Origin of the sequence: Clostridium sp. BNL1100, assembly GCF_000244875.1 — a bacterium.
Lineage (GTDB): Bacteria > Bacillota > Clostridia > Acetivibrionales > DSM-1351 > Ruminiclostridium.
The window spans coordinates 2960833-2983336 of sequence record NC_016791.1 but is presented as its reverse complement, the minus strand read 5'-3'; the positions used below and the strand labels follow the sequence as shown (position 1 = coordinate 2983336).

Sequence of the window (22504 nt, the reverse complement as noted above, 5' to 3'; positions counted from 1 at the left end):
ATTATAAAGCTATTAAAAAAGCAGGCATTGATTTGAAATACACAGAGGATGATATGATTTTGGAGCAATATCGAAATAACCAGATAAGCGAACGCTTATTCGAACAGCTTGTTCTAATAACTAAAAACAGTAATTCAAAATTAAAAGTTCCGGCAGTCAGATGTGAATTTACCGATTGGTTTTTAGGTAGAATAGGGTTCGAATGGCCTGAAATTGATGAGAAATATCTGCGGAAGACAGCTGGGGAATATAACAATCTTAAGTTTTGGAAAAAGTGATAGTAAGTGGTTTGAAGCTCCAGATGTATAGTGGGTATTCAAGTCAGGAAAAAGAAGAACCAAGAAAATTTATTCGATTTGCAATAATATTAAAATCAAATAATAGGCTAATAGGTGAATGTGGCCTTAACTGTCCTATCCATTTTCATAAAGGAGGTGAAATAGTCTATAGGCTATCAAAGGAATATTGGGGAAGAGGATATGCAACTGAATCGGTAAAAGAAGTAATTTCATTTGGATTCAAGGAATTATCCCTTCATAGAATTGACGCACTGTGTGATTCAAGAAATTTAGATTCAATCAAGGTTTTGCAAAAAGCAGGAATGATATATGAAGGTTGTATGAGGGAACATAGATGGGTAAAGGAAAGATGGCGAGATTCAGTTTTATATTCGATACCAAATACAGAATATAAAGCAATCAAATTGAATCGACGGACTTAAAAAATACTGCAACTATAACCTCGTAAATTTCTTACCTAGTTAATTCATTCACAAATTTCTTTTTTAAGAATTCTTATATAAATCAAAAAACATTTCTAAATATTCCATAAAATAGTACCGATTAAACGTTTAATTTATAGGAGGTGAAATTATTATTGAAAAAATTAGAGCAGAGTATATTAAAAATTGCAAATGGTGATTATGAAAGCCTTAAATTCATATATGATGAACTTAATCAGGCTGTTTATACTCTGTCTTATATAATTTTGAAAGATAGATATCTTGCTGAAGACGTGTCGCAGGAAGTATTTTTTAAAGTAATGGCAAATGCTACTTCATATAAAAAAGGGACTAGTCCTAAAGCATGGATATTGCAGATAGCCAGGAATGCTTCTATCGATGTGCTTAGAAAGAAAAAGGAAATCGTCACAACTTTTGATTCTGAATCCGGCTACGGAAATATTATTGCTAATACTAAACAAAAAACAGATTTTGAAAATAAAATAATAGTATTTGAAGCACTTAAACAGCTTGATTTTGAACAACAGCAAATTGTAGTAATGCACGTTCTGGCAGGGTTAAAATTTAAGGAAATAAGTAATATATTAGAACGTCCTATGGGGACTATTACTTGGAAATACCGGACCGCAATAAAGGATATGTATGATTTACTGAAATAGAAACAACGAAAGGAGCTTAAATTTTATGTTTTTGATAAAGGAAAGAAAAATTAAAAAAGCCTTGTTGGCAGAAGTCAAGCAAATTACACCAGAATATTGGAATAAAATTTCTGTAGAACCTAAAAAAAATACATTTACCGGAAAGAAATTTCGTTACGCTCCTGTTGTAGTTGCTATGTGCATTGTTTTACTCTTAACAATATCTGTTACGGCATATGCCACAGTAAACTCTGATATTCGTGATTATATTGTTAGATTTTTTGGCAGTAATCCAGGCCCGGTTAATGGCAACTTAGTAAATAAGTCCGATGAACAAGAAGGTATACAGCTGACTGTAAATGCAGCATTAGTAGAAAATAACGGTGTGTTATTATTTTATAAACTAACGGATAAAACGAAGCACATATTCCAAAACAAAGCAACATTTAATGAGTGCTATCTTGAGATTAATGGTGTAAGGAATTTTGTTCGCAGTTTCGGTGAAATTAACAATGGGAAGCAAAATTGTGTTATTTTTAGGTTTGAATCAAACAAAGATGTAATAAAAGATAAAAATTCCAAATTTAAGTTTGTTATTGAAAGTATAGGCTTAACAGATAACGTTAATCAGAAAATACTGCCATTAAATATAAAAAATTATGATTTAGATGAAAATTTGAATATGCGAATTACCAACTTGGAATTTATTAATTCCTGTGTTTCTTTAAAGATAAAAAAACCAAATGCCTACACCTTACTAAACCCTAAAATTAGAAATAAAGAAATTAAACAAGAACATTATGCTATTGGACAAAGCATTCATGATACGGATAATAAAGGCGAGGGAATATATACTTACACATTCGGGCCTCTTGAAAGTAATAATATAAATGATTATGAATTGGTAATTAATACTCCCAAATTATATACTTTTAAAGAGCCGTTAAACGTAAGTTTTGATTTAAATTTAGATAACAAGCCTAATGAAATACTACTCCCTCAAAAAATATATGTTGAAGCTGCTTTAATAGAGTCAATCAATGTTTACCAAATGAGTGTAATGGTAAAACTGAGTGAACCGATTATTCAACAAATTTCAATAAAATATAGAGACGGAACAACACTAAAAGATATCGGTGCAACCATATCATCACCATCACAAAATGATGAAAGCTCTAATTACTGTGTTATGTTTGATTCAACAATTGATTATTCTCGTGAACCTGTATTGATTATAGGGAATACAAGCATTCCATTATATAAACATAAATAAAGGAAAGGCCTTTCTTGGGTTAAAGTAAATATTTGTAATAACGTAATTATATAATGTATAATTATAGCAATGTCGGGTTGTAGATTAAAAAGGAACTGTAAAATGAATTTTGTTCGCCTTATTCCTTTTAAAGACCATATTAGTATTGAAGCCAAAGCGGTAGTTTTCTACAAAGATGAGTTAACAGAATATAAAATAACACCCAAAGGGATGCTGCAAATCTTTCATAATCAACAGGTTCCATTTGAACGGCTAGAAAAAATATTTAAGGAAAGTTTGGGGTGAATCTTATGATTGCAAAAAAGCTAAATTTTGATGATGAAATAAGGGTAATAGCTCCTTCCAGAAGTTTAAGCGTCGTAAGGCAGGATGTTTTTGAAAATGCTCTGAAATTCCTTTCAGATAAAGGGTATATAGTAACTTTTTCAAAGAATGGTCGGGAAATTGATGAAGCAAATTCTTCTAGTATACAGTCGAGAGTTGAAGACTTACATACTGCCTTTATGGATAAAAATGTTAAAGCGATAATTGCTTGTGTTGGTGGTTTTAATGTGAATCAAATATTAGAATATATAGATTACTCTATAATACAAGAAAATCCTAAAATTCTATGTGGTTTTTCTGATATTACTGCATTAAGTAATGCAATTTACACTAAAACAGGATTAGTTACTTATTGTGGAACTAATTTTACTTCATTGGGATTTAGTGATGGTATTGAGTATACAAACCAATATTTTGATAAATGTTTGATAAATTCCGACGAGTATTTTATTGAGCCGTCTCAACAAGCAAAAGAATACTATGTCATTCAGGAAGGGTCTTGTGAGGGCGAAATTGTAGGAGGAAACCTTTGCACCTTAAACCTGTTGCAGGGGACACAATTTATGCCCAGCTTGAAAAATAAAGTTTTATTTCTTGAGGATGACAACATTGTGGGAGACTATTTCCCTTTAGAATTTGATAGAAATCTTCAATCCCTTATTCAGACAGTAGAGAGTGATGGGATAAAAGGTATTGTATTTGGACGTTTTGACACAAGTTGTAAAATGGATGTACAAACTATAAAAAGAATGGTAGTAACAAAAAAACAATTAAAAAATATACCAATAGTTTTTAATGTGGATTTTGGCCATGTCTTTCCAATGGCTACATTCCCAATAGGTGGTAAAGTTAAAGTCCAAGCGGTAGGAAAATCAGTTTTACTGAAGATATTAAGTCATTAATAGAAACAAAGCAAAAATTAAATATAACTAACAACCGCCATAGACATTGACTGAATTTATATGGTGGTTTTTTATTTACTCATTGACATATACAGTCTGACTGTATATAATCAAACTATACAGTTGAACTGTATAGTTTGTAGGTGGTGATAAATTGAATTTAGATAAATACCTGCCATTAACAGAAACAACCTTGTATATTCTCCTTTCCCTGAATGAACCGGGCCATGGATATATTGTTATGCAAAAGGTTGAGGAGTTAAGCAACGGAAAAGTCCGAATTGCTGCAGGTACCATGTATGGAGCCTTGGAAAACCTGACAAAACAGAATTTAATCAGCATTTTGGATGTCAGCGATAAGAGACGAAAGGTTTATCAGATTACAGAGCTTGGGAAAATGGTATTGCAGCAGGAAACAAACAGGTTGGCACACATTGTAAACGTGGCAGAAAAATATGGTTATAAGATTTCTGAAGGAAGTGATTGTTGATAATGAAAATTAGAAAGTTTTTTATGGATCCTGTAAAAGAAGAAAAATGGATAAATCAAATGCTCAAAGAAGGAAAAGAACTTGTATATTCTAACGGCAGCACATATTATTTCATAGAGGAAAGCAATCCCAACGTAATTATAAAATCCGACTACAGGTATTTTAAGTCACAAAATGATTTTGGATTATCTGCTAATGTTTGAAGACAGCGGTTGGATGCATATCAAAGGGACTAAGTATTCAGGTGTACAATATTTCAAAAAAACAAACTGTTCTGAGCCAGAAGATATATTTTCCGATACCCCCTCTAAGGCAGCAAAATATAAGAGAATGGCTGACATGTGGCTAACTCTGGTACTGACATACATACCGATAACAATAGTGTTTATCAATAACGGGTATATAAACCTTAGGGCTTTCCTGTATCCGCAAGAATTGTATTATACACCGGGACTTTGGGATATGACAGGTATAAGATTCTGGAGATCTTTTATGTTCGAAACTCCTTTTGCAATGGGTCGAGGCTTTTCCTGGCTGATATTCCCCATAATAATACTCTTTTACGGATATTTTTATTTTAAACTGCACAGAGTATACAAAAGAGAAAACCATGCTAAATCAGTTATATAACTAGGAAGATATATGTTAATATTCGTTGATTTTGAAGCTACTTGCTGGGATAAAAATGAGAAATACAAACGGCCCCATGCTGAAATAATTGAAATAGGGGCAGTGGCAACCGGACAAAATTTAAAAGAAATCGGCAAATTTTCAGCTGTAATAAGACCCGAAATAGAGCCCGTTTTATCTGATTACTGCAAAGAGCTTACAGGCCTTAGTCAATCTGATGTAGAAAACGGCATAGATTTCAACCGGGCAATCGACCTCTTTTACCAATGGATAATTCAGTATCAAACCACTCAAAGCCCCATACTGTATACATGGGGGAACTACGACACTTTTCTCCTTAAACGAAGTCTTAGAAGGCACAGAACTAAAAATAAGGATTTTTTAAACATAATCCATAAAGAAGGACTAATAGATTTACAGGAACAGTTTATGAAATTTACAGCACTCCCTTCTTCCTCCTGCAATCTTGTCAAGGCACTTCAAATAATCAGAAAAAACTACCACGGTACAATACACAGAAGCGTTGATGATGCCGCAAACATGATCAAGCTTTATAGGTATTTGAATAAAAGCTAGTTGGCTTTACAAAATTAAATCTGATATTGTCAAGGGAGATTTTGTCAACCAAATAAATAACATACCCAAGAATAAGAAAACCCAGAATAAAAACACCTACATATTTTAATACATTAATCCATCCGAGAATATCAACGTCAACAAAGAAATATGGATATTTGCTTTGAACTATTGCAATCATTCCGCCAATTCTTGCTCTAACTATAAGAAATATGAAATATGAGATTGGAACAGAAATCCAAAGCATGGGATCAAACCATCTGAAATTTTGTTTTTTGTCAAATAACAGCCAATCTAAAACAGTCATTATGGGAACAAAATAATGTACCAGAATATTTTGCCAGTTAAGAATTCTATAGTTTGCATCGTGAGAAGTATATAAAGGAACCAGTACGAAGTGGTAAATAATAAATGTCATTGAAATTGTCATGGTAACTGCACCCTTTAGGTGGGGAAAGACGCTGGTAGAACCCTTGATACCCTTAGTTTTGATATCAACCAGATTTTTTACCGCCAGAATAGAAAAGAACACAAAGCACAAGGCATTACTCTGTATCGTATAGAAAATAAGCATATAAGGTGCAAATTTTCCACTGGGAATTCCAGAGTTCAAGTATAAACCTATTCCACAACCAAATAAAAACAAAATCCTAAAAATTAATGCGAGCAATCGATTTTGAATATACATAATTCTCACCTCTGCATTTCGACAATTTTTATTCTTTTGACAGCGGTATTTATTTATTTTTCTAAAACAATTATACCATAAAATGTACTAAAATCTATACAATATCTCATAAAAATACTAAATTCTAAATTTTTTATACCATTTACAGAAAATTACCAATACAGAATGGTAATATTTATGCTATAATCATGGTGGCTGCTATTGAAATAATATTAGATTTGTTATAGTATTAACATTAATAAAAGACATTTATAAAAGTTGGGTGGTTGAAATTATGGCAACTAAGGTAAATAGCATTGAGGTAAAAAAAATAAATAGAAATGCCATATATAACTTTCTTTACAAACATGAACCCATATCTATCCAGGAGATTGCTTATACCTTAAATATGAGTCTGCCTACAGTAACTCAGAATATAAAGGAACTTCAGGAACGTGGGCTGGTAATAGAAACAGGCCTTTTTGAATCCACGGGAGGCAGAAAGGCTAAGGCTATCTCATATAATAGTTCTGCAAAATATGCAGTAGGTCTAGACATAACACGCAATCATGTAAGTATTGTAATAATAGACCTTAGCGGAAAGCTTCTAAAGAATTTTAGAATACAGTACCCTTTTAAAAATCATAAAGAATATTTTAAGGGAGTAGGCGATCTTGTTACAAAGCTGGTAAGTGAAGCTGGAATTAATGAAGCCAATATACTTGGGGTCGGTATAGCATTGCCTGCCATACTTTCCGATGACCGTGAGACTGTTAGTTACGCTACGGTTATTGACTTTCAGGGTGGTAGTATAAATGCTTTTCAGGAATTTATTCCATACCCCATTATTTTGAGCAACGATGCCAACGCGGGCGGTTTTGCAGAAATGTGGCGTGAAGATTCAAATGAAAATGTGGCATATCTTTCTTTAAACAATTCTGTCGGAGGCTCTATAATAATAGCCAAAAATATTTATGACGGACAGAACCAAAGAGGCGGAGAGTTTGGGCACATGACTATAGTACCAAACGGAAGAGAGTGCTATTGCGGTCAAAAAGGATGTGTTGATGCATATTGCTCGGCAAAGTTTTTGTCAGATAGTACCAACGGAAATATTGCAGAGTTTTTTAGATTATTGAAGCTAAATATGGAACCACAGAAACGTTTATGGAATGAATATATATCACATTTAATAGTAGCAATAAATAATTTGCGAATGTTGTTTGACTGTAAAGTTATATTAGGCGGATATGCCGGAGCTTACATGGACGAGTATATTGGTGAGCTAAGGCATATGGTGGCAAGATACAATACTTTTGAAGTAGACGGAAATTACCTTCATGCGTGTAAGTATAAGCTTGAGGCAACCGCTGTAGGTGCTGCGCTTGCTCATGTTGATCAATTTATAAAGAACGTTTAAAAGCAATTCTTATAAGGGCAGTAATATGTAAAAGCATATTGCTGCCTTTCATTTTTAAATACAATTTTCTACCTTTTGTACAAATGTACTAAATATAAATTAAAAAAATTTCATTTTTTATGTTGACTTTTACTAATTATACGATATAATCTTATTAAAAGTAATTTATAAAAGTCTTATATAAATCGGTCGATGAAAGATGGCAATAATAGTAATAAGTATTATAGGGTTTTTATACAAGAAAACTTATGGGGGAAGGAAATGGACAATAACATTAAGCTAAGAGTTTCGCAAATTGAAAAATCCTTTCCAGGGGTTAAAGCTCTTGATAAAATCGATTTTACTGTAAAAAAAGGTACTGTGCATGTATTGTGTGGGGAAAATGGAGCAGGAAAATCAACATTGATGAAGATCATTAACGGGATTTATCAACCCGACGGCGGTGAGATATTCATTGATGAGAAACCTGTAAAAATCAATAATCCCATACAGGCTAGGAATCTTGGTATATCAATGATTTTTCAAGAAATGAACTACGTTCCCGAAATGACGGTAGAGGAAAACCTGTTTCTAGGCAACCTGCCAGTCAACAAATTTGGTAATGTAAACTGGAAAGAAGTTAGAACACGTACAAAGGAATTATTAAAAAAGGAAAATCTGCCTTATTTACCTACCACACTGTTAAAGGATCTGACGGTTTCCGATATTCAGATGTTAGAGATTTTAAAGGCAATATCATACAATTCCGATATTATAATCATGGATGAACCGACCTCGGCCATCACCCAAAAAGAAGTTGAGAAGCTCTTTAAGAAAATTGAAGAACTTAAAGCCAGAGGTGTTTGCATCATCTATATTTCTCACAAACTGGATGAAATATTCCAGATAGCTGATGAAATAACAGTTTTCAGAGACGGAACAGTTGTTGAGAGTCATCCAAAGGAAGAACTTGACATTGAAACCGTAATCGCACTAATGGTTGGAAGAAAATTGACCAACACCTATCCAAAGGAAGAAATCAAAATCGGAGAAAAGTTACTTGAGGTTAAAAAATTAAGTAACGGAAACGTTTACCATGACGTAAGCTTCCACCTTAAAAAGGGTGAAATCATTGGTTTCGCCGGACTTATGGGAGCAGGAAGAACTGAAGTTATGAGATCGCTCTTCGGACTGGACCCTATTTCATCAGGAACAGTTAATATCAAGGGAGAAGAAGTCAAAGTCAAAAATGTACAGCAGATTATTGAAAAAGGACTGGTAATGCTATCAGAAGACAGAAGAAGATACGGTATTATTCCAGTCAGGTCAGTAAGGGAAAATACAACATTGGCATTCCTTCAGAAGGTATTTTACAGATTCCGGTATCACAAGAAAGCTGAACAAAGCATTGTATCAGATATGTTCGAGAAAATGAGGGTAAAAACTCCTACTTTGGAAACACCTATTGCTTCATTAAGCGGTGGAAATCAGCAGAAAGTCTTATTGGCAAAGTGGATGATAAGAAACCCGGATGTTCTTATACTGGACGAACCTACCCGTGGTATAGACGTAGGTGCTAAATTTGAAATATACAAACTAATGACAAATTTAGCGAAGGAAGGTAAGGGAGTAATAATGGTTTCATCCGAGCTTCCTGAGCTTATAGGTATGTGTGACAGGATTTATGTAATGTCAAAGGGTGCAGTTACAGGTGAAATTAAACGAGAAGATTTTTCCCAGGAGCTCATTATGAAATATGCTACTGGAACTTTAACATCAGATGAGGTGAGATAAAATGGATTTAAGAAGTAATAACCTATGGAATACGGCAAAAAAGAAATACAGTATTTTTATGGTACTGTTTGTATTATTCATAATTTGTTCATTGGCAAACCCAAACTTTTTAACAACCAGCAACCTGACAAATATCTCAAGACAGTTGGCAGTTACAACAATTCTTGCTTTTGGTCAGACAATATTGATAATCTCAGGAATGCTTGACTTGTCTCAAGGTTCCGTATTGGCTCTCTCAGGAGTATTTGCAATATCTGCTTATAAAGCAACCGGATCACTGGTTGTTGCGGTGTTGGTAGGTATAATTACCGGTGTTGTTTGCAACTTTATAAATGCTTTAATGATCAGTACTTTCAAGGCTCCCCCATTCATTGCAACCTTGGCAATGCTGACCATGGCAAGAGGTGTAGCACTACTTTATACAAAAGGACAAAACATTTTACAGCTGGACAAATTCGTAGTGTTCGGACAAGGTTCTGTAGGTGTTATTCCAATACCTATTATATTCCTTGTAGTATTAGCAATAGTAACATGGTATATATTGAAACACACCAGGGTTGGACGTTCTCTGTATGCCGTTGGTGGAAATGAAGAAGCATCAGTTGCATCAGGTATTAATGTTCACAGAGTTAAGTACACTGCGTTTATAATCAATGGTATTTTCGTTGGGTTGGCAGGAGTATTGTTCATGTCCCGTGTTAATGCAGGTCTTCCAAATGGTGCTGTAGGTTATGAGTTTACAGCTTTAACAGCGGCTATCATCGGTGGAACCAGCTTCTCAGGTGGTGTTGGAACTGCAACAGGTACACTGGCCGGTGCATTTATAGTAGGTTTCCTTGACAATATTATGAACCTCACCAGTGTGGATTCTTACATGCAGCAGATTGTAAGAGGTGCAATAATAGCTCTTGCGGTTATATACGATATTCAGTCTAAAAACCGTAGAACAAAGAGTACACTTGGCAGAATAGAAGACAAACAAAATGCAAAAAACAAAAAATTAGCAGCAAAGAAATAAACTTAATTTAAATTAAACAGCACTGCTGTTTAAATAATAAAAACTATATCTATAAAAAAATCTATTAAAAGGATGGACACACAGATGAAGAAGAAATTAATTAGCGTACTATCAATGTCACTGGCAATTACTTTTTTAGCAGCATGTGGAACAGGGACACCTAAAACTTCCGATTCAACATCTTCAGGCGGAAGCAGCTCAAAGGGCTATAAGGTAGCATATATAGCTCGTGCCCAATCTGACTCATTTGCAGCTTGGCTTGCAAACGCTGTAAAGGATGAAGCAAAGAAGTACCCGGAAATAAAGCTTGATGTATTCGATGGTCAGGCAAATGACGATACTGAAAACTCAATGATTGAAAATGCTATCACAAACAAGTATGATCTGGTTATTGTTCAGCCTAATAATGGTGAAGCTCAAAGACCATACGTTGAAAAAGTGGTTAAGGCAGGTATACATGCAATAACAACTAATGCTCGTATTTCAGGAATTGAAGGAGCATCATCAGTAGACGCAAATCCATATGAGCAGGCTGGAGTAAATGCTCGTGCAGCATTAGAGCAGATTCCACAAAATGCAAAAGTTGTAGTATTGGATGGACCTTCAGGAAACTTCCACGCTGATGAAAGACGTAAGAGCTGGCAGAAGGAATTCTTTGAAAAACGTCCTGATGTTAAAATCGTTGGCGAACAGATTGCAAACTGGAACAAAGACGAAGCTATGAAGTATATGGAAGACTGGATACAGTCAAATGACAAGATTGATGCAGTTATTTCAATGAATGACAACATGGCAGCTGGAGCACTTGAAGTAGTTAAAGATAACCCTAAGTTCAAAAACATGCTTGCATATGGTGTTGACGGAACTGCAGAAGCACTGCTTTTAATTCAAGAAGGTAGAATGACTTCAACTTGTATGCAAAGTGCATATGATCTTGCTACAAAATTACTTGAAACAAGCAATAAGCTTTTAACAGGTGGAGAAAAGCAAGTTGATACAGATATCGGTAACCCACTTGTAAATAAAGATAATGTACAGCAATATATAGATATATTAAAGAAGTCCGGAGCTATTAAGTAATATTTGTACCATTATAAATACAAAGGTACGTGAAAAAATCTTTATTCACGTATCTTTGTATTGTATATTTAAATTATTTGGTGTATTATAAAAAAAAGAAAGTTAATTAAAGTGTTTTATAAAAGTTGATAATAAAGTTGATTTAAATATAAATTTAAAGGATAATCTATTGTGTGGAGGTTTTTATTATGAAAAACAGAGCGGCTTATATGACCGGAATAAACAAAATGGAGATAAGGGATATAGAGGTTCCAAAGCTCAGAGAAAAGGATGTACTTGTAAAGCTTGAGTATGTGGGAATTTGCGGTTCTGACGTGCATTATCTTGAGCATGGAAAAATCGGTGATTTTATAGTAAATGGAGATTTCATACTTGGACATGAATGTGCCGGAACAGTTGTTGAAGTTGGCAGCGGAGTACAAAACCTAAAAGTAGGAGATAAGGTTGCCTTAGAACCGGGAATAACTTGCGGACAATGCGAATTCTGTAAAACAGGAAGATATAATCTTTGCCCGGATGTTGAATTTTTAGCAACACCGCCTTACCACGGTTCATTAATGAATTATATCGCTTTCCCGGAAAATATGTGCTTTAAACTGCCTGATAACATAACAACAAAAGAGGGAGCATTAGTTGAACCTTTGGCTGTTGGTATGCACTCAGCAAACCAGGGAAATGTAAAGCTTGGAAGCTCAGTTGTTATTCTTGGAGCAGGAACAATAGGACTTGTTACATTGCTTGCATGTAAAGCAAACGGAGCAACTGACATTACTGTAGTTGACGTAATACCAAAGAGACTGGAATATGCAAAAAATCTGGGAGCAACCAATACAATAAATGCAGCAGAAGTTGATGTGTTCGCAGAAATAGACAAACTCACCGATAAAAAGGGAGTAGACGTTGTTATAGAGACTGCCGGTTCAGCAAGAACTATTTCACAGACTCCTTACCTTGTTAAAAACGGCGGTACCATTGTTCTTGTAGGTTTGGCTCCACAGGATATAATTGAATTCAACTTTGCAAAGATTATGGCAAAGGAAGCTACAATTAAATCCGTTTTCCGTTACAAAAACATATATCCTATAGCTATAAAGGCTATTTCAAAAGGAATCATAGATATAACAGGAATAGTAACACATGAATTTGATTTTGATGATGTTGCACATGCTTTTGACTATGTAATAAACAATAAGCAGGATGTTGTTAAGGCAGTTATCAAAATAGACTAATTTTATTCTTCCATAAATAATACTCCTAAATTATCCGTCGGTTAAAACCGGCGGGTTTTTTTACTGTTTACGTAACAAAAAGACGCTATGGAATGCATAGCGTCTTAATCAAATTCTAGAATATTCTAAATGCACAAATAAAATTCCTTGTCCAGTAGGAAGAAGTTATGTTTGTAATACGAACTCTGCCCTGACTAGATGATGCATCGATCATCTGGTTGCCGCCTAATGCAATACCGACATGTCCGTTGTATGTAATGATATCTCCGCGTTTTATACTACTCATACTGGATATCCTTCTATATCTGCCGTTTCCGGCCCATCCTCCGGAGGTCATATAACCTTGTCTGACTCCTGAATTCTTTAATACCCAATAAACAAATCCCGAACAATCAAAGGTATTTGGCCCTTTTGCACCATATACGTATCTGCTTCCCAGTTTTGATTTTGCTACTGATATAAGTCGTTCAACACTTGGACTTACAAAGTTTCCACCGTTACCTCCACCGGAATTGTTGCCTCCGCCGGAATTACTCGACCCTCCTGAATTGTTACCGTTTGAGCCGCTTCCTGAACCACCGGTCCATTTTCTTGCATCAGGTGATAAGAGTTTGGCTATTGTTTGTGAACCTACTTTTCCGTCCTGTCCCAAACCATTTCTTGTCTGGAAGTTAAGAACAGCATTATGCGTGTCAGAGCCGAAATAACCTGTTACGCCTTTCAAATATCCAAGCTTCTTCAAGTAAGTCTGAACTTTAGTAACATCATCTCCGCTATCGCCTATATCAAGGGCATTTTCAGTAGCATCTGCCGACATAAGCAAATCTTTTGTAACCGGCCCTATAAAACCATCGGCAATCAAACCGTTATTTTCCTGAAAACGCTTAACTGCAAGGACTGTATCGTTATCGTACTTTCCGCTGGGTTTTGCGGTGAGATAACCAAGTTCATACAATCTTTGCTTATATTGAAGTATCTCACTGTTTTCGTCCCCTAAATAAAAGGACATTGGAACTGCATTTGCCGAATATAAAATTTCTCTTGTCTGCTTACCTACATTACCGTCATCGTAAAGTCCGTTTCTTTTCTGAAATTCCTTTACAGCGGTGTCGGTATCTGTACCGAAATAACCTGTTGCCTTATTTATGTATCCTAATTCATACAAACGTTCCTGAAGCTGCTGTACATCAGGTCCTTCAGCTTCAAGAGAAACGGTATATGCTTTTGCACCCTCTGAGAGCAAAAGCTCGTATGTTTTGGCATCAACTTCACCTGTTATGGGTAACTTGTTTTTACGCTGAAATAATTCTATTGCGAATTGAAGCGGTTCTCCGAATTCATCGGTTGGTTCGTCAATTTCGAGATAATCCAGATCCATGAGTCTCTTTTGAATAACAGTAACTGTACTATCTTTTACGCCTGACTTTATAACATCCCCTTTTAAAGGGTTCATAGGAGTAATACCACGGGATGTTTTAGGTAATGCAGTTGATTCTGACGTGGCTTTCGAATACTTCTGTTGGGTTGTTTGGCTGGATACTGAAGCCGTACTTTCCTGTTTACCTGTAGCAACAAATTTAGAGCTTGAGGGCGGCAGAGTGAAAACAATTGCTGCCGTAAGAGCCAGTGCTGCTGCGCCTGAAGATGAAATAATTATATATTTATATTTTGAGGGATATTTATTTTTATAATTTTTAATTTTCTTAGGTATATCACTTATCAAACTCTTAATCTTCTTTAAATTCATAATCTCTCCAATTCAATTTGTATTTTTAGTTACGAAATTTTCAAAAAAAGAATGTATAAATAGGAACATTAAGATAAACAAAAGAATATCCAAAAGAATTAAAAACATAGAAGTTTAGCCGTATATATGTATCAAATGTAAAGTTTATTTATGCCCCTAAAATACACAACTTTTATTATGAATAGTAATATTTTATCATAGATTTTAAGAAAATGATATTAAAGTTACTTTACAATTACAAAAAGGTTACTTTCCTGTAGCTTTTTATATATAATTCCGTAAAAAGCGACTACTTTAATTGTATATGGTTATAAAAATGTTATAACTACCCAACTCAAATTGGTAACTTTATAATGGTAAACAATAACGGACCGTTAAATTGCAAAAATACACACAAAACACCGGTTACTTTGAATTAGCCGGGTAATAAACTAAAATACTATGAAGAATCGGAGGATTAAATACTATGAAAATTGGAATTGTAGGATGCGGTTATATTGCTAATTACTATGCAACAACACTACCGAACCACCCGGAACTGGAACTTGTAGGAGTAACAGATATTAATACCGATAGAGCAAAAAAGTTTGCAAAGTTTTATGGAGTTAAGCATTTCAGCACTGTTGAGGATTTACTGAAGGAACAGGAGATATCAATTGTTTTAAATTGCACAAATCCACACAGCCACTATGAAGTTTCAAGAGCAGTGCTTATGGCTAATAAACATGTATACACTGAAAAACCTATGGGAATGGATTTTGATGAGGCATCAAAGCTGGTGAACTTAGCAAAGGAAAGAAAGCTATTCATTGCATCTGCACCAAGTATTCTTTTAGGAGAATACGCACAGGGAATTATGAAAGCCTTGAAAGACAAAGAAATCGGACATCCTATTCTTGCATACGCACAGCTTGATGACGGTGCTGTTCATGATATGCGTTACTGGACTTGGATAAGCAGAACAGGAACTGAATGGCCATATGAAAATGAGTTTAAGATAGGAAGTCTTTTGGAACATGCAGGGTATTGCCTTACATTACTAACGGCGTTTTTCGGGCCTGTTAAGGAAGTTCAGGCATACACCCGCTGCCTTGTACCAAACAAAATAAACAAAGACAGGATAGATGACCTTGGGCCGGACTACAGCGAAGCGTGCCTTGAATTCAGATCAGGTATGGTAGCAAGATTGACTATAGGCTCAGTTGCACCGCATAATCATTCATTGATGATTGTGGGAGATGAGGGTGTACTTACAACCGATGATTTATATTGGGATGTCCAGCAAAAAGTATATATACAGAAGAGGATAACTTCCGATTCAAAAGACCGTAAAAATTCACATGTATATTTAACAGAGAAGGAAGAATACGAATTTGAAAGGCCTGAGGATTTTGAGTTCAGAAGTCAGGATGAAGTGAATGTGGACTGGGCAAAGGGAGTAGCAGAACTAGCCGATGCTATTTTACATAAAAGAAAATGCCGTTTGGATATGAGCCATGCACTTCATGTAATGGAGATAATTGATGTATTGGAAAATGCACGCAGCTTCAGCGGGCCGCAGAAAATAAGGACTGTATTTGATCCTATAGAAGCTGCAGACTGGATAAAAGAAGGAAAACTGCCAAAGGGCCTTACAGCTTAAAGAAGGGAGTGCTATGAAAGATAATAAATTTATAAAATCAAGACTCTCCTCGTTAATGTTTTTACAATTCTTCATTTCGGGAATTACTTGTCCGATTATGAGTTTATACTTGATAAAATGCCTGCATTTTTCCGGAGACCAAACAGGGATTATACTCTCCGTATCGGGGATAACTACAATTTTATCATCTGTTATGGGAGCACTGATTGCTGACAAAATATTGACAGTAAATCGTCTGCTTGGAATTTGCCATTTGTTTGCTGCTATATTTATGACTATACTTACTTTTCAGACCAGATTTGAATGGGTGCTTGTTACATATTTACTTTATACACTATCATTCGGATGTACAAATGGATGCGTATCAGCAGTAGTATTTCACCATGAGGAAAATGCAAAGAAAAATTTCGGCGGTATCCAGATGTGGGGTTCTATCGGTTGGATATCGGCCGGATGGCTGTTCAGCTTTGTATGGATGAGAAATTTCACGGGTATCATGGCCTTAAACCGGATGGCAGATGCATTGAAAATCTCAGCAGGCATTTCGTTTATATTATTTGTATATACCTTTTCTTTGCCTGTTAAAAAGATTAAGCCTGACAGCCGGAAATCCCTTGTACCGAGAGAAGCCCTGGCCGTTTTTACAAAGCCACAGAATCTATTTCTTGCTGCAATGGTTTTTATTACATTTACTTCATTTCAATACTATCTGTTCGGTATCGGGCCGTATTTACAGCAGAGTAATTACGGAGAAACCAATATTATGCCCTTGATGAGTGTGGCACAAATAGCCGAGGCTGTGGCACTTGGAGTTCTTGGTTACTTTATAGTACGCAAGGACTTCAAAAAGGTATTGATAATAGGACTTATAGGCAATTTGTGGAGATTTGTGGCACTGCTTATAAGCCCTGCATTTCCGGCTGTAATCTCTGCTCTTGTTTGTCATGGAGTGGCATCAGCATTCTTTTTCACTGCATCGTGCATTTACCTTGACAGTCAGTGCGAAGATAGTACGGCACGGCCGGGGGTTCAGCAGATAATAATTATGCTTGCATATGGAGTAGGTGCATCCTTGGGTAACCTGTCAGCCGGCAGGGCTGTTACAATGTTTGAAACAGCAGTATCAGGTGTTATTAATTACTCTGCCTTCTGGGGTGTACCATTGGTTGTCAATGCAGTTATGTTCCTGCCGTTCATTTTATTATTCAAGCGTGGGTTAGGGGAAAAAGTATCAAAGCAAAAAGAAGTTACAGGTTTATCTAAAAAATTGTCCATAAAGGAGATATAAAAATGATCGGAGTAGGTATTGTAGGATGCGGAGCTATTGCAAGGTATCGTCACGTTCCGGAGTTTGCTGCTAATCCATTGTCTAAAATTATCGGTTACTTTAACCCCTCTAGTGAAAAAGCGGAAATTCTTGCATCCAAATATGGAGGGAAGGTATATTCCGATTACGGAAAAATGCTGGAGGATCCAGCAGTGCAGGCAGTTTGTATTTGTTCACCCAATAAATATCATGCTCAAATGAGCATTGCTGCCATGGAGGCAGGAAAGCATGTCTTGTGCGAAAAGCCAATAGCTGTGACCGTTGACGAAGGTGAAAAAATGCTTGAAGCGGCAGCAAGGACAAAAAAGTGTCTAATGATTGCTCATGACATGAAATTTGAGTATGCCCACAAAAAAGCAAGGGAAATCGTTAAAAGCGGTGAAATGGGAAGAATACTTAGTTTTCGTACCACTTTCGGACATAGAGGGCCGGAGCACTGGAGTGTAAATCAAAGCATGGATTCATGGTTTTTCGATAATGAAAGTTCCTTAACAGGAGTTTTAGCAGATCTTGGTGTACACAAGTTAAACTTGATTGAATGGCTTATAGATGATCGTATAAATCAAATAAAAGCTTTCTCGGAGGTCAGGGATAAAAAGCGTGAAAACGGAGAATTAGTTGAAACTCCTGACAATAGTGTATGTTTGCTGAAATCAAAATCCGGGATTATAGGAACACTGGCAGCAAGCTGGACTTATTATGGGGGTATGGATAAAAGTACCGTACTTTATTGTTCGAAAGGCACCATAGAAATTTATAGTAATCCCGGCTATCCATTAATTGTTGCAAAATCTGAAAATGAGAGGATTTGTTATACTTTTGATAAACAGGAAACATCAGGTATTGCAGATGCTTTCTTGGATAGTATTGTAAACGGAACTGATCCGGCTATATCGGGAGAAGAAGGTTTGAGAGCGTTAAAGCTAGTTATGGCTTGTGCAGAAGCGCATGCCAAGGATAAAACAATACTCATAAATGATTAGAACGAAATAAAAAAATAAGTTTACTAATAGTCTACCCATCAGAAAAAACACTTTATGATGGGTTATTGTTTATAAAAAAATACAATAGTACTATACATATAATGACAATTTTCTCAATTTATGTATGATATCATTTCTTTAATAATTTGACATAAAAAACACAAGATTGACATTTTAGTGGACACAGCTGCAAATAACACACTACATACTCCTTGCGGCTTTAAGCAAAGGGGGACCTTAATGACATTTATTATTTCATTGATTTTAATATGGATAATTTCGATTATTATATTGGTTGTAGATTTTAAAAGTGAATGTAACAGATGGCTAAGTTCCGCAGCCTTTTGTGTGGGGTTGCGGTATTTAGCCGACAGTATTAATGTACTTGCTGCACCTAATGTGAACAATTACATTAAGCTGATTATTTGTATTCTTACGTCAATTTCTTTTGTATTTTACCCCTATACCTTACTAATGTTCAGCTTAAGTTTAAGTAAAATACTTGAACCTAAGTATAACAAATTTCTGATGTGGATTTTGCTTATTCCGGTTGTTTTAATTTACGTATTTCTACCGATAAATGATTTTATGTATCCTACAATTAAGCCTTCATACAAATATTTGACTCTATGGTCTACGTTTGGGGTAATTTTATCGAATGCAGTATTGATTGTTGGGTATTTTAAAACGGTCAGCATACCAAAAAAGAAAAACATATTCCTTGTGGGTATTTTCATGATACCTACCACAATATTTGGATGGCTTATAAACTTTCTTCTCCCTATTCTTGGAATAAAAAACCTATGGAAATTCAATATAATAGTAGTTGTTGTGGTAGCAGCTTTATACTGCGTTCTGGTTGTAAAATATGGTTTTTTGGGGATAAAAATAAGATTTGAAAAAAACCGTCTTGACAGCACTATGCAGTCAATCAGTTCAGGAACCCAGATTTTGACTCACGCAATAAAAAATGAGATTTTAAAGATTTCTTTATGCACCAGGAACATTAATTCCTCAGAAGAATCCTTTGATAAGGAGAAATTCGACAGATATATCGGTGAAAATACGCAGAACATTACAGCATCAACTGATCACCTTATGACGTTAGTGGCCAGGATTAAGGATTATATGCATGAGATAGAAATAAGGGAGGAATATCATAATTTAGCAGATATTATAGAGAACTCATTGAACCTCATGATAGTACATATTAAGGAAAAAAATATTTCAATTAAGCGTTATTATTCATATGGTCAATTCGGTACTGTACTTTTGTGTGATGCAGTACATATTCAGGAGGTTTTGAATAATATTTTGAAAAATGCAGTTGAAGCACTTCAACCCGGCGGAGAGATAGGGATTCATGTTATAAAAAGTAAAAAGGTCTTAACAGTGGAAGTTCGTGATAACGGCCCGGGTATACCCGCCAGTAATCTTTCCCGTATTTTTGATCCGTTTTTTTCTACCAAGAAAAACAGCATGAATTTTGGTCTGGGGTTATCCTATTGCTATAATGTAATGCATAAGCACGGTGGAGGTATAGAGGTAGAGAGTGATGAAAATAAAGGAACAGCAGTAATTTTGAAGTTTTTATCAAAAAAGGTTAAGAAGGTGGTATAGATGAAAAAAATATCAGTGGCAATTGTTGAGGATGATCCCGTGTGGTTAAGCTCTTTAAAAATTTTTTTGAACAATGAGGAAGACCTGAATGTCGTAGCTACTGCCTCCACTCAAAAGGATGCCGTGGAAATGGCAAAAAATAATGATGTGGATATTATTTTAATGGATATAAATTTAAGTGAAAACAACATGGATGGAATATATGCCGCTGCAGAAATAAGTCAGGCTAAAAATGTGAAAATAATCATGCTCACTTCTATTGAGTCCGAGGAGGTTATTAGAAACTCCTTTACTGCCGGCGCTGTAAACTATGTTCTGAAAAGTAATTATATGGATATCCCTGCTGCTATCCGTTCCGTCCACAATAAGGTGTCACCCATGGAGATTTTATTAAAAGATTACTCAAGGATGAAGGAGGCAGAACAGGTGGCTGCCTTGTCCAATGCAGAAAGAGAAATTCTTAGCCTGGTACAGCAAGGATACTCCCAATCAAAAATATCTGAAGTACTTTTTAAGTCACCTGGTACTATAAAAGCACAAATTAATAAGCTGTTGAAAAAAATGGGCGTTGCCAATTGTAAACAAGCTATTAAGAAAATTAATAGCAAGGGAATTTTAAAGTAATTGGTCTTTAGGTTTGAGACTGTAAATTTTCATTATTTTTTTAAGACGTTCTTCCGTACTTCCGGTAATAATATAGTATTTTATCCCTATCTCCTCTAAGGCACTTATTATCATTTCATCACAAGTCTTACGGACTTTATTAGAATAATAATGATAGTTTTCTTGTGAAGCAGGAGATTCAACAGGCAAATGTATAAAGGAATGATAGTTTCTCCGACAGTATTCCTTAAAAACATTACCGAAGCTTTTATAAAAATTTTCGTATAAATTCTTATGAGTAATAATTTCTAGATTGTTTGCAAATAGATTAAAGCTGAAAGGTGTATAATTCAATGAATTAAGTTTAACCAGACCATATATGTAAGATTCTATTAATGTTCCATCTACTATAAAGTTCCCTTGGACCCGGTTTTCACTCATAACCTGCTCTAAAAAACGATAGATACATATTTGGTAGTATTCATAGGGAGAGCATTGTTCTATGGTTTTCCCGGGGAAATGTAAAGACGTCACTTCTTCCATACTTTTTACAGAAACCATAGGTATTGTCGTAAGTTGTTCCAGAGCTACAGCCAAGGTTGTTTTTCCCGTTGCAAATGTACCGGATATGGCTATTCGCAAATCCTTGTTCATTTTATGACTATCCCCTTTGTAAATAAGATATCACACACATAATACTTTTAGAGTACTGTAAAATCAGGACACTTTTTTATGTCCGGAATTAATAACTAATTCAGGAATTTCATGTGCAAGGCTTACACTTACACTCAATGGATTCGAGGGGGAATCCACAATACATTTAAAATCGGCTATTCGCCAGGTATTTTCTTTCATATGAAGGATTTTTGACTTGCTGATATAAACAGTTTGCCTGAAGCTTTTAAGGGTGCTTACTGGTTTTTTATATTCAATTTCAACTTTTCTCATCCACAGGTTGTTGGAACATTTACGCTCTATGCTGTCAACCCGGTATATCAGTGCCTGCATCTGTTGAGATGCACAGGCAAACAGGTCTATGATGGAATAAATATTGTTGTCTGAAATTGTTTCCATCTTTCTTATATTTACATTGGAAGAAAGGGATTGGCTGTTTTTATCAATGCAAATATTTGTTAAATCATATATTTTATTCTTTTCTACCAGTTGGCTGCAATAACCCGTAATAGCACTACCGGCATCGTTTATGCTGCTGTAGTAGATTTCTTCCGTAGTCATACTGTTAATGTCATGTTCCAATTCAATGACCATATTAAAACCTGCAATTTCGTTTGAAAACATCGAGTTGTAGCGGTCATTACCTGTTTCAGCAGTACCTAGAAATCTGGTGTGAATATCAATATCTTCAAGTTTATATTCAGGTTCGCTGCCTGCTTTTATTACAACCTTTTTTATCCACATATTACCAATTTGGTTGTTTTTTAATTGATAAATATGACTTACAAAGAGTTTATTTAAACAGAATACAAATACCAAAATATCAAGTGTGCTTACATGTGGTTTTAATACTGTTCCATCTTCTTTTACCGACCAGTTTTCAGGATATATGGCTGAACACTTGGCGGTTAATTCATTTCGGCAAGGACTAATTGAAATGTCATTGAAAAGGTGTTTGACATTTTTAAAGCCGCTGCTGAAAAACCTTTTGTCCTTGTCTCCTAAAAGCTCATCAATTGTTTCGTATACTTCGTTGGTTATCATGTTTTTCATCTCCTTATAATATAATGTTTGTAGATAAAATAGTGTTATTTAAAAGCGATTTAGTAAGCATAATTCCATTATAATGGGTACAGGTTTTTTAG

General features: G+C 35.2%; 24 protein-coding genes. 20 read left to right on the top strand and 4 right to left on the bottom strand.

The genetic code is table 11. The features are described 5' to 3' along the window. The first annotated feature begins 32 nt into the window (after positions 1 to 32). From CLO1100_RS12705 to CLO1100_RS12665, 10 genes are all read left to right on the top strand, one after another. Entirely contained in the window at positions 33 to 278 is a 246-nt protein-coding gene (locus CLO1100_RS12705) for a hypothetical protein (RefSeq protein WP_014314155.1), read from the top strand. Next, positions 275 to 721 carry a GNAT family protein gene (locus CLO1100_RS12700; protein WP_014314154.1) on the top strand — a complete coding sequence of 149 codons (447 nt, stop codon included), beginning with the start codon at positions 275 to 277 and terminating at the stop codon, positions 719 to 721. The genes CLO1100_RS12705 and CLO1100_RS12700 overlap by 4 nt, the downstream gene beginning before the upstream one ends. Before the next feature lie 155 nt (positions 722 to 876). Further along, a complete protein-coding gene (locus CLO1100_RS12695; RefSeq protein WP_014314153.1) occupies positions 877 to 1401 on the top strand; it encodes an RNA polymerase sigma factor in 525 nt (174 codons plus the stop codon). A 25-nt stretch (positions 1402 to 1426) separates the two neighbouring features. Next, the gene (locus CLO1100_RS12690) at positions 1427 to 2653 is read left to right on the top strand and encodes a DUF4179 domain-containing protein (RefSeq protein WP_014314152.1); all 1227 of its coding nucleotides are present in this window, start codon (positions 1427 to 1429) and stop codon (positions 2651 to 2653) included. Between the two features lie 102 nt (positions 2654 to 2755). Continuing rightward, positions 2756 to 2938: a hypothetical protein gene (locus CLO1100_RS12685; RefSeq protein WP_041700250.1), complete on the top strand. Its 183-nt coding sequence runs from the start codon at positions 2756 to 2758 to the stop codon at positions 2936 to 2938. A 5-nt stretch (positions 2939 to 2943) separates the two neighbouring features. Continuing rightward, the gene (locus CLO1100_RS12680; protein ID WP_041700248.1) at positions 2944 to 3879 is read left to right on the top strand and encodes a S66 peptidase family protein; all 936 of its coding nucleotides are present in this window, start codon (positions 2944 to 2946) and stop codon (positions 3877 to 3879) included. Between the two features lie 154 nt (positions 3880 to 4033). Continuing rightward, positions 4034 to 4369, top strand: a complete 336-nt coding sequence (locus CLO1100_RS12675) for a PadR family transcriptional regulator (RefSeq protein ID WP_014314150.1) — start codon at positions 4034 to 4036, stop codon at positions 4367 to 4369. Positions 4370 to 4371: 2 nt separating this feature from the next. Next, positions 4372 to 4572 carry a DUF2812 domain-containing protein gene (locus CLO1100_RS21270; RefSeq protein WP_278244357.1) on the top strand — a complete coding sequence of 67 codons (201 nt, stop codon included), beginning with the start codon at positions 4372 to 4374 and terminating at the stop codon, positions 4570 to 4572. Then, on the top strand, positions 4565 to 4999 hold the full coding sequence (locus tag CLO1100_RS12670) for a DUF2812 domain-containing protein (RefSeq protein WP_278244356.1): 435 nt from the start codon (positions 4565 to 4567) through the stop codon (positions 4997 to 4999). The genes CLO1100_RS21270 and CLO1100_RS12670 overlap by 8 nt, the downstream gene beginning before the upstream one ends. A gap of 12 nt (positions 5000 to 5011) precedes the next feature. Continuing rightward, positions 5012 to 5575: a 3'-5' exonuclease gene (locus CLO1100_RS12665; RefSeq protein WP_014314149.1), complete on the top strand. Its 564-nt coding sequence runs from the start codon at positions 5012 to 5014 to the stop codon at positions 5573 to 5575. Here the strand turns inward: CLO1100_RS12665 and CLO1100_RS12660 are convergent. Further along, entirely contained in the window at positions 5544 to 6263 is a 720-nt protein-coding gene (locus tag CLO1100_RS12660; RefSeq protein WP_014314148.1) for a Pr6Pr family membrane protein, read from the bottom strand. The genes CLO1100_RS12665 and CLO1100_RS12660 overlap by 32 nt on opposite strands. Positions 6264 to 6537: 274 nt before the next feature. Here CLO1100_RS12660 and CLO1100_RS12655 point away from each other — a divergent pair, with 274 nt between their 5' ends. The 5 genes from CLO1100_RS12655 to CLO1100_RS12635 all read left to right on the top strand — a co-directional run bounded on the left by CLO1100_RS12655 (position 6538) and on the right by CLO1100_RS12635 (position 12762). Next, entirely contained in the window at positions 6538 to 7662 is a 1125-nt protein-coding gene (locus CLO1100_RS12655; RefSeq protein ID WP_014314147.1) for an ROK family transcriptional regulator, read from the top strand. Positions 7663 to 7923: 261 nt separating this feature from the next. Then, on the top strand, positions 7924 to 9435 hold the full coding sequence (locus tag CLO1100_RS12650; RefSeq protein WP_014314146.1) for a sugar ABC transporter ATP-binding protein: 1512 nt from the start codon (positions 7924 to 7926) through the stop codon (positions 9433 to 9435). Between the two features lies 1 nt (position 9436). Next, positions 9437 to 10453, top strand: coding sequence for an ABC transporter permease (locus CLO1100_RS12645; protein WP_014314145.1), 1017 nt, complete (start codon positions 9437 to 9439; stop codon positions 10451 to 10453). A gap of 84 nt (positions 10454 to 10537) precedes the next feature. Then, entirely contained in the window at positions 10538 to 11533 is a 996-nt protein-coding gene (locus tag CLO1100_RS12640; protein ID WP_014314144.1) for a sugar ABC transporter substrate-binding protein, read from the top strand. A gap of 188 nt (positions 11534 to 11721) precedes the next feature. Next, complete coding sequence (locus CLO1100_RS12635) at positions 11722 to 12762, top strand: NAD(P)-dependent alcohol dehydrogenase (RefSeq protein WP_014314143.1); 1041 nt, start codon at positions 11722 to 11724, stop codon at positions 12760 to 12762. A 115-nt stretch (positions 12763 to 12877) separates the two neighbouring features. Here the strand turns inward: CLO1100_RS12635 and CLO1100_RS12630 are convergent, their stop codons facing one another. Next, on the bottom strand, positions 12878 to 14509 hold the full coding sequence (locus CLO1100_RS12630; protein ID WP_014314142.1) for a peptidoglycan-binding protein: 1632 nt from the start codon (positions 14507 to 14509) through the stop codon (positions 12878 to 12880). A 466-nt stretch (positions 14510 to 14975) separates the two neighbouring features. On the opposite strand from CLO1100_RS12630, the gene CLO1100_RS12625 reads away from it, so the two are divergent. From CLO1100_RS12625 to CLO1100_RS12605, 5 genes are all read left to right on the top strand, one after another. After that, positions 14976 to 16151, top strand: coding sequence for a Gfo/Idh/MocA family oxidoreductase (locus tag CLO1100_RS12625; RefSeq protein ID WP_014314141.1), 1176 nt, complete (start codon positions 14976 to 14978; stop codon positions 16149 to 16151). Between the two features lie 13 nt (positions 16152 to 16164). Then, entirely contained in the window at positions 16165 to 17439 is a 1275-nt protein-coding gene (locus CLO1100_RS12620; protein WP_014314140.1) for an MFS transporter, read from the top strand. Positions 17440 to 17441: 2 nt separating this feature from the next. After that, the gene (locus CLO1100_RS12615; RefSeq protein ID WP_014314139.1) at positions 17442 to 18461 is read left to right on the top strand and encodes a Gfo/Idh/MocA family oxidoreductase; all 1020 of its coding nucleotides are present in this window, start codon (positions 17442 to 17444) and stop codon (positions 18459 to 18461) included. Positions 18462 to 18701: 240 nt separating this feature from the next. Then, positions 18702 to 20081 carry a HAMP domain-containing sensor histidine kinase gene (locus tag CLO1100_RS12610; protein ID WP_014314138.1) on the top strand — a complete coding sequence of 460 codons (1380 nt, stop codon included), beginning with the start codon at positions 18702 to 18704 and terminating at the stop codon, positions 20079 to 20081. Then, a complete protein-coding gene (locus tag CLO1100_RS12605) occupies positions 20082 to 20705 on the top strand; it encodes a response regulator transcription factor (protein WP_014314137.1) in 624 nt (207 codons plus the stop codon). Here CLO1100_RS12605 and CLO1100_RS12600 read toward each other — a convergent pair. Together CLO1100_RS12600 and CLO1100_RS12595 are read right to left on the bottom strand one after the other, a co-directional pair. Continuing rightward, positions 20697 to 21338, bottom strand: coding sequence for an AAA family ATPase (locus tag CLO1100_RS12600; protein ID WP_014314136.1), 642 nt, complete (start codon positions 21336 to 21338; stop codon positions 20697 to 20699). The genes CLO1100_RS12605 and CLO1100_RS12600 overlap by 9 nt on opposite strands. Positions 21339 to 21401: 63 nt before the next feature. Continuing rightward, positions 21402 to 22403 carry an AvrD family protein gene (locus CLO1100_RS12595; RefSeq protein ID WP_014314135.1) on the bottom strand — a complete coding sequence of 334 codons (1002 nt, stop codon included), beginning with the start codon at positions 22401 to 22403 and terminating at the stop codon, positions 21402 to 21404. Between the last annotated feature and the right edge of the window lie 101 nt (positions 22404 to 22504).

What these genes read in the sequence shown, in the direction of transcription:
- CLO1100_RS12690 (WP_014314152.1), top strand. Translation starts at nt 1,427, where the DNA reads ATGTTTTTGATAAAGGAAAGAAAAATTAAAAAAGCCTTGTTGGCAGAA.
- CLO1100_RS12685 (WP_041700250.1), top strand. Translation starts at nt 2,756, where the DNA reads ATGAATTTTGTTCGCCTTATTCCTTTTAAAGACCATATTAGTATTGAA.
- CLO1100_RS12680 (WP_041700248.1), top strand. Translation starts at nt 2,944, where the DNA reads ATGATTGCAAAAAAGCTAAATTTTGATGATGAAATAAGGGTAATAGCT.
- CLO1100_RS21270 (WP_278244357.1), top strand. Translation starts at nt 4,372, where the DNA reads ATGAAAATTAGAAAGTTTTTTATGGATCCTGTAAAAGAAGAAAAATGG.
- CLO1100_RS12670 (WP_278244356.1), top strand. Translation starts at nt 4,565, where the DNA reads ATGTTTGAAGACAGCGGTTGGATGCATATCAAAGGGACTAAGTATTCA.
- CLO1100_RS12665 (WP_014314149.1), top strand. Translation starts at nt 5,012, where the DNA reads ATGTTAATATTCGTTGATTTTGAAGCTACTTGCTGGGATAAAAATGAG.
- CLO1100_RS12660 (WP_014314148.1), bottom strand. Translation starts at nt 6,263, where the DNA reads ATGTATATTCAAAATCGATTGCTCGCATTAATTTTTAGGATTTTGTTT.
- CLO1100_RS12655 (WP_014314147.1), top strand. Translation starts at nt 6,538, where the DNA reads ATGGCAACTAAGGTAAATAGCATTGAGGTAAAAAAAATAAATAGAAAT.
- CLO1100_RS12650 (WP_014314146.1), top strand. Translation starts at nt 7,924, where the DNA reads ATGGACAATAACATTAAGCTAAGAGTTTCGCAAATTGAAAAATCCTTT.
- CLO1100_RS12645 (WP_014314145.1), top strand. Translation starts at nt 9,437, where the DNA reads ATGGATTTAAGAAGTAATAACCTATGGAATACGGCAAAAAAGAAATAC.
- CLO1100_RS12640 (WP_014314144.1), top strand. Translation starts at nt 10,538, where the DNA reads ATGAAGAAGAAATTAATTAGCGTACTATCAATGTCACTGGCAATTACT.
- CLO1100_RS12635 (WP_014314143.1), top strand. Translation starts at nt 11,722, where the DNA reads ATGAAAAACAGAGCGGCTTATATGACCGGAATAAACAAAATGGAGATA.
- CLO1100_RS12630 (WP_014314142.1), bottom strand. Translation starts at nt 14,509, where the DNA reads ATGAATTTAAAGAAGATTAAGAGTTTGATAAGTGATATACCTAAGAAA.
- CLO1100_RS12625 (WP_014314141.1), top strand. Translation starts at nt 14,976, where the DNA reads ATGAAAATTGGAATTGTAGGATGCGGTTATATTGCTAATTACTATGCA.
- CLO1100_RS12620 (WP_014314140.1), top strand. Translation starts at nt 16,165, where the DNA reads ATGAAAGATAATAAATTTATAAAATCAAGACTCTCCTCGTTAATGTTT.
- CLO1100_RS12615 (WP_014314139.1), top strand. Translation starts at nt 17,442, where the DNA reads ATGATCGGAGTAGGTATTGTAGGATGCGGAGCTATTGCAAGGTATCGT.
- CLO1100_RS12610 (WP_014314138.1), top strand. Translation starts at nt 18,702, where the DNA reads ATGACATTTATTATTTCATTGATTTTAATATGGATAATTTCGATTATT.
- CLO1100_RS12605 (WP_014314137.1), top strand. Translation starts at nt 20,082, where the DNA reads ATGAAAAAAATATCAGTGGCAATTGTTGAGGATGATCCCGTGTGGTTA.
- CLO1100_RS12600 (WP_014314136.1), bottom strand. Translation starts at nt 21,338, where the DNA reads ATGAACAAGGATTTGCGAATAGCCATATCCGGTACATTTGCAACGGGA.
- CLO1100_RS12595 (WP_014314135.1), bottom strand. Translation starts at nt 22,403, where the DNA reads ATGATAACCAACGAAGTATACGAAACAATTGATGAGCTTTTAGGAGAC.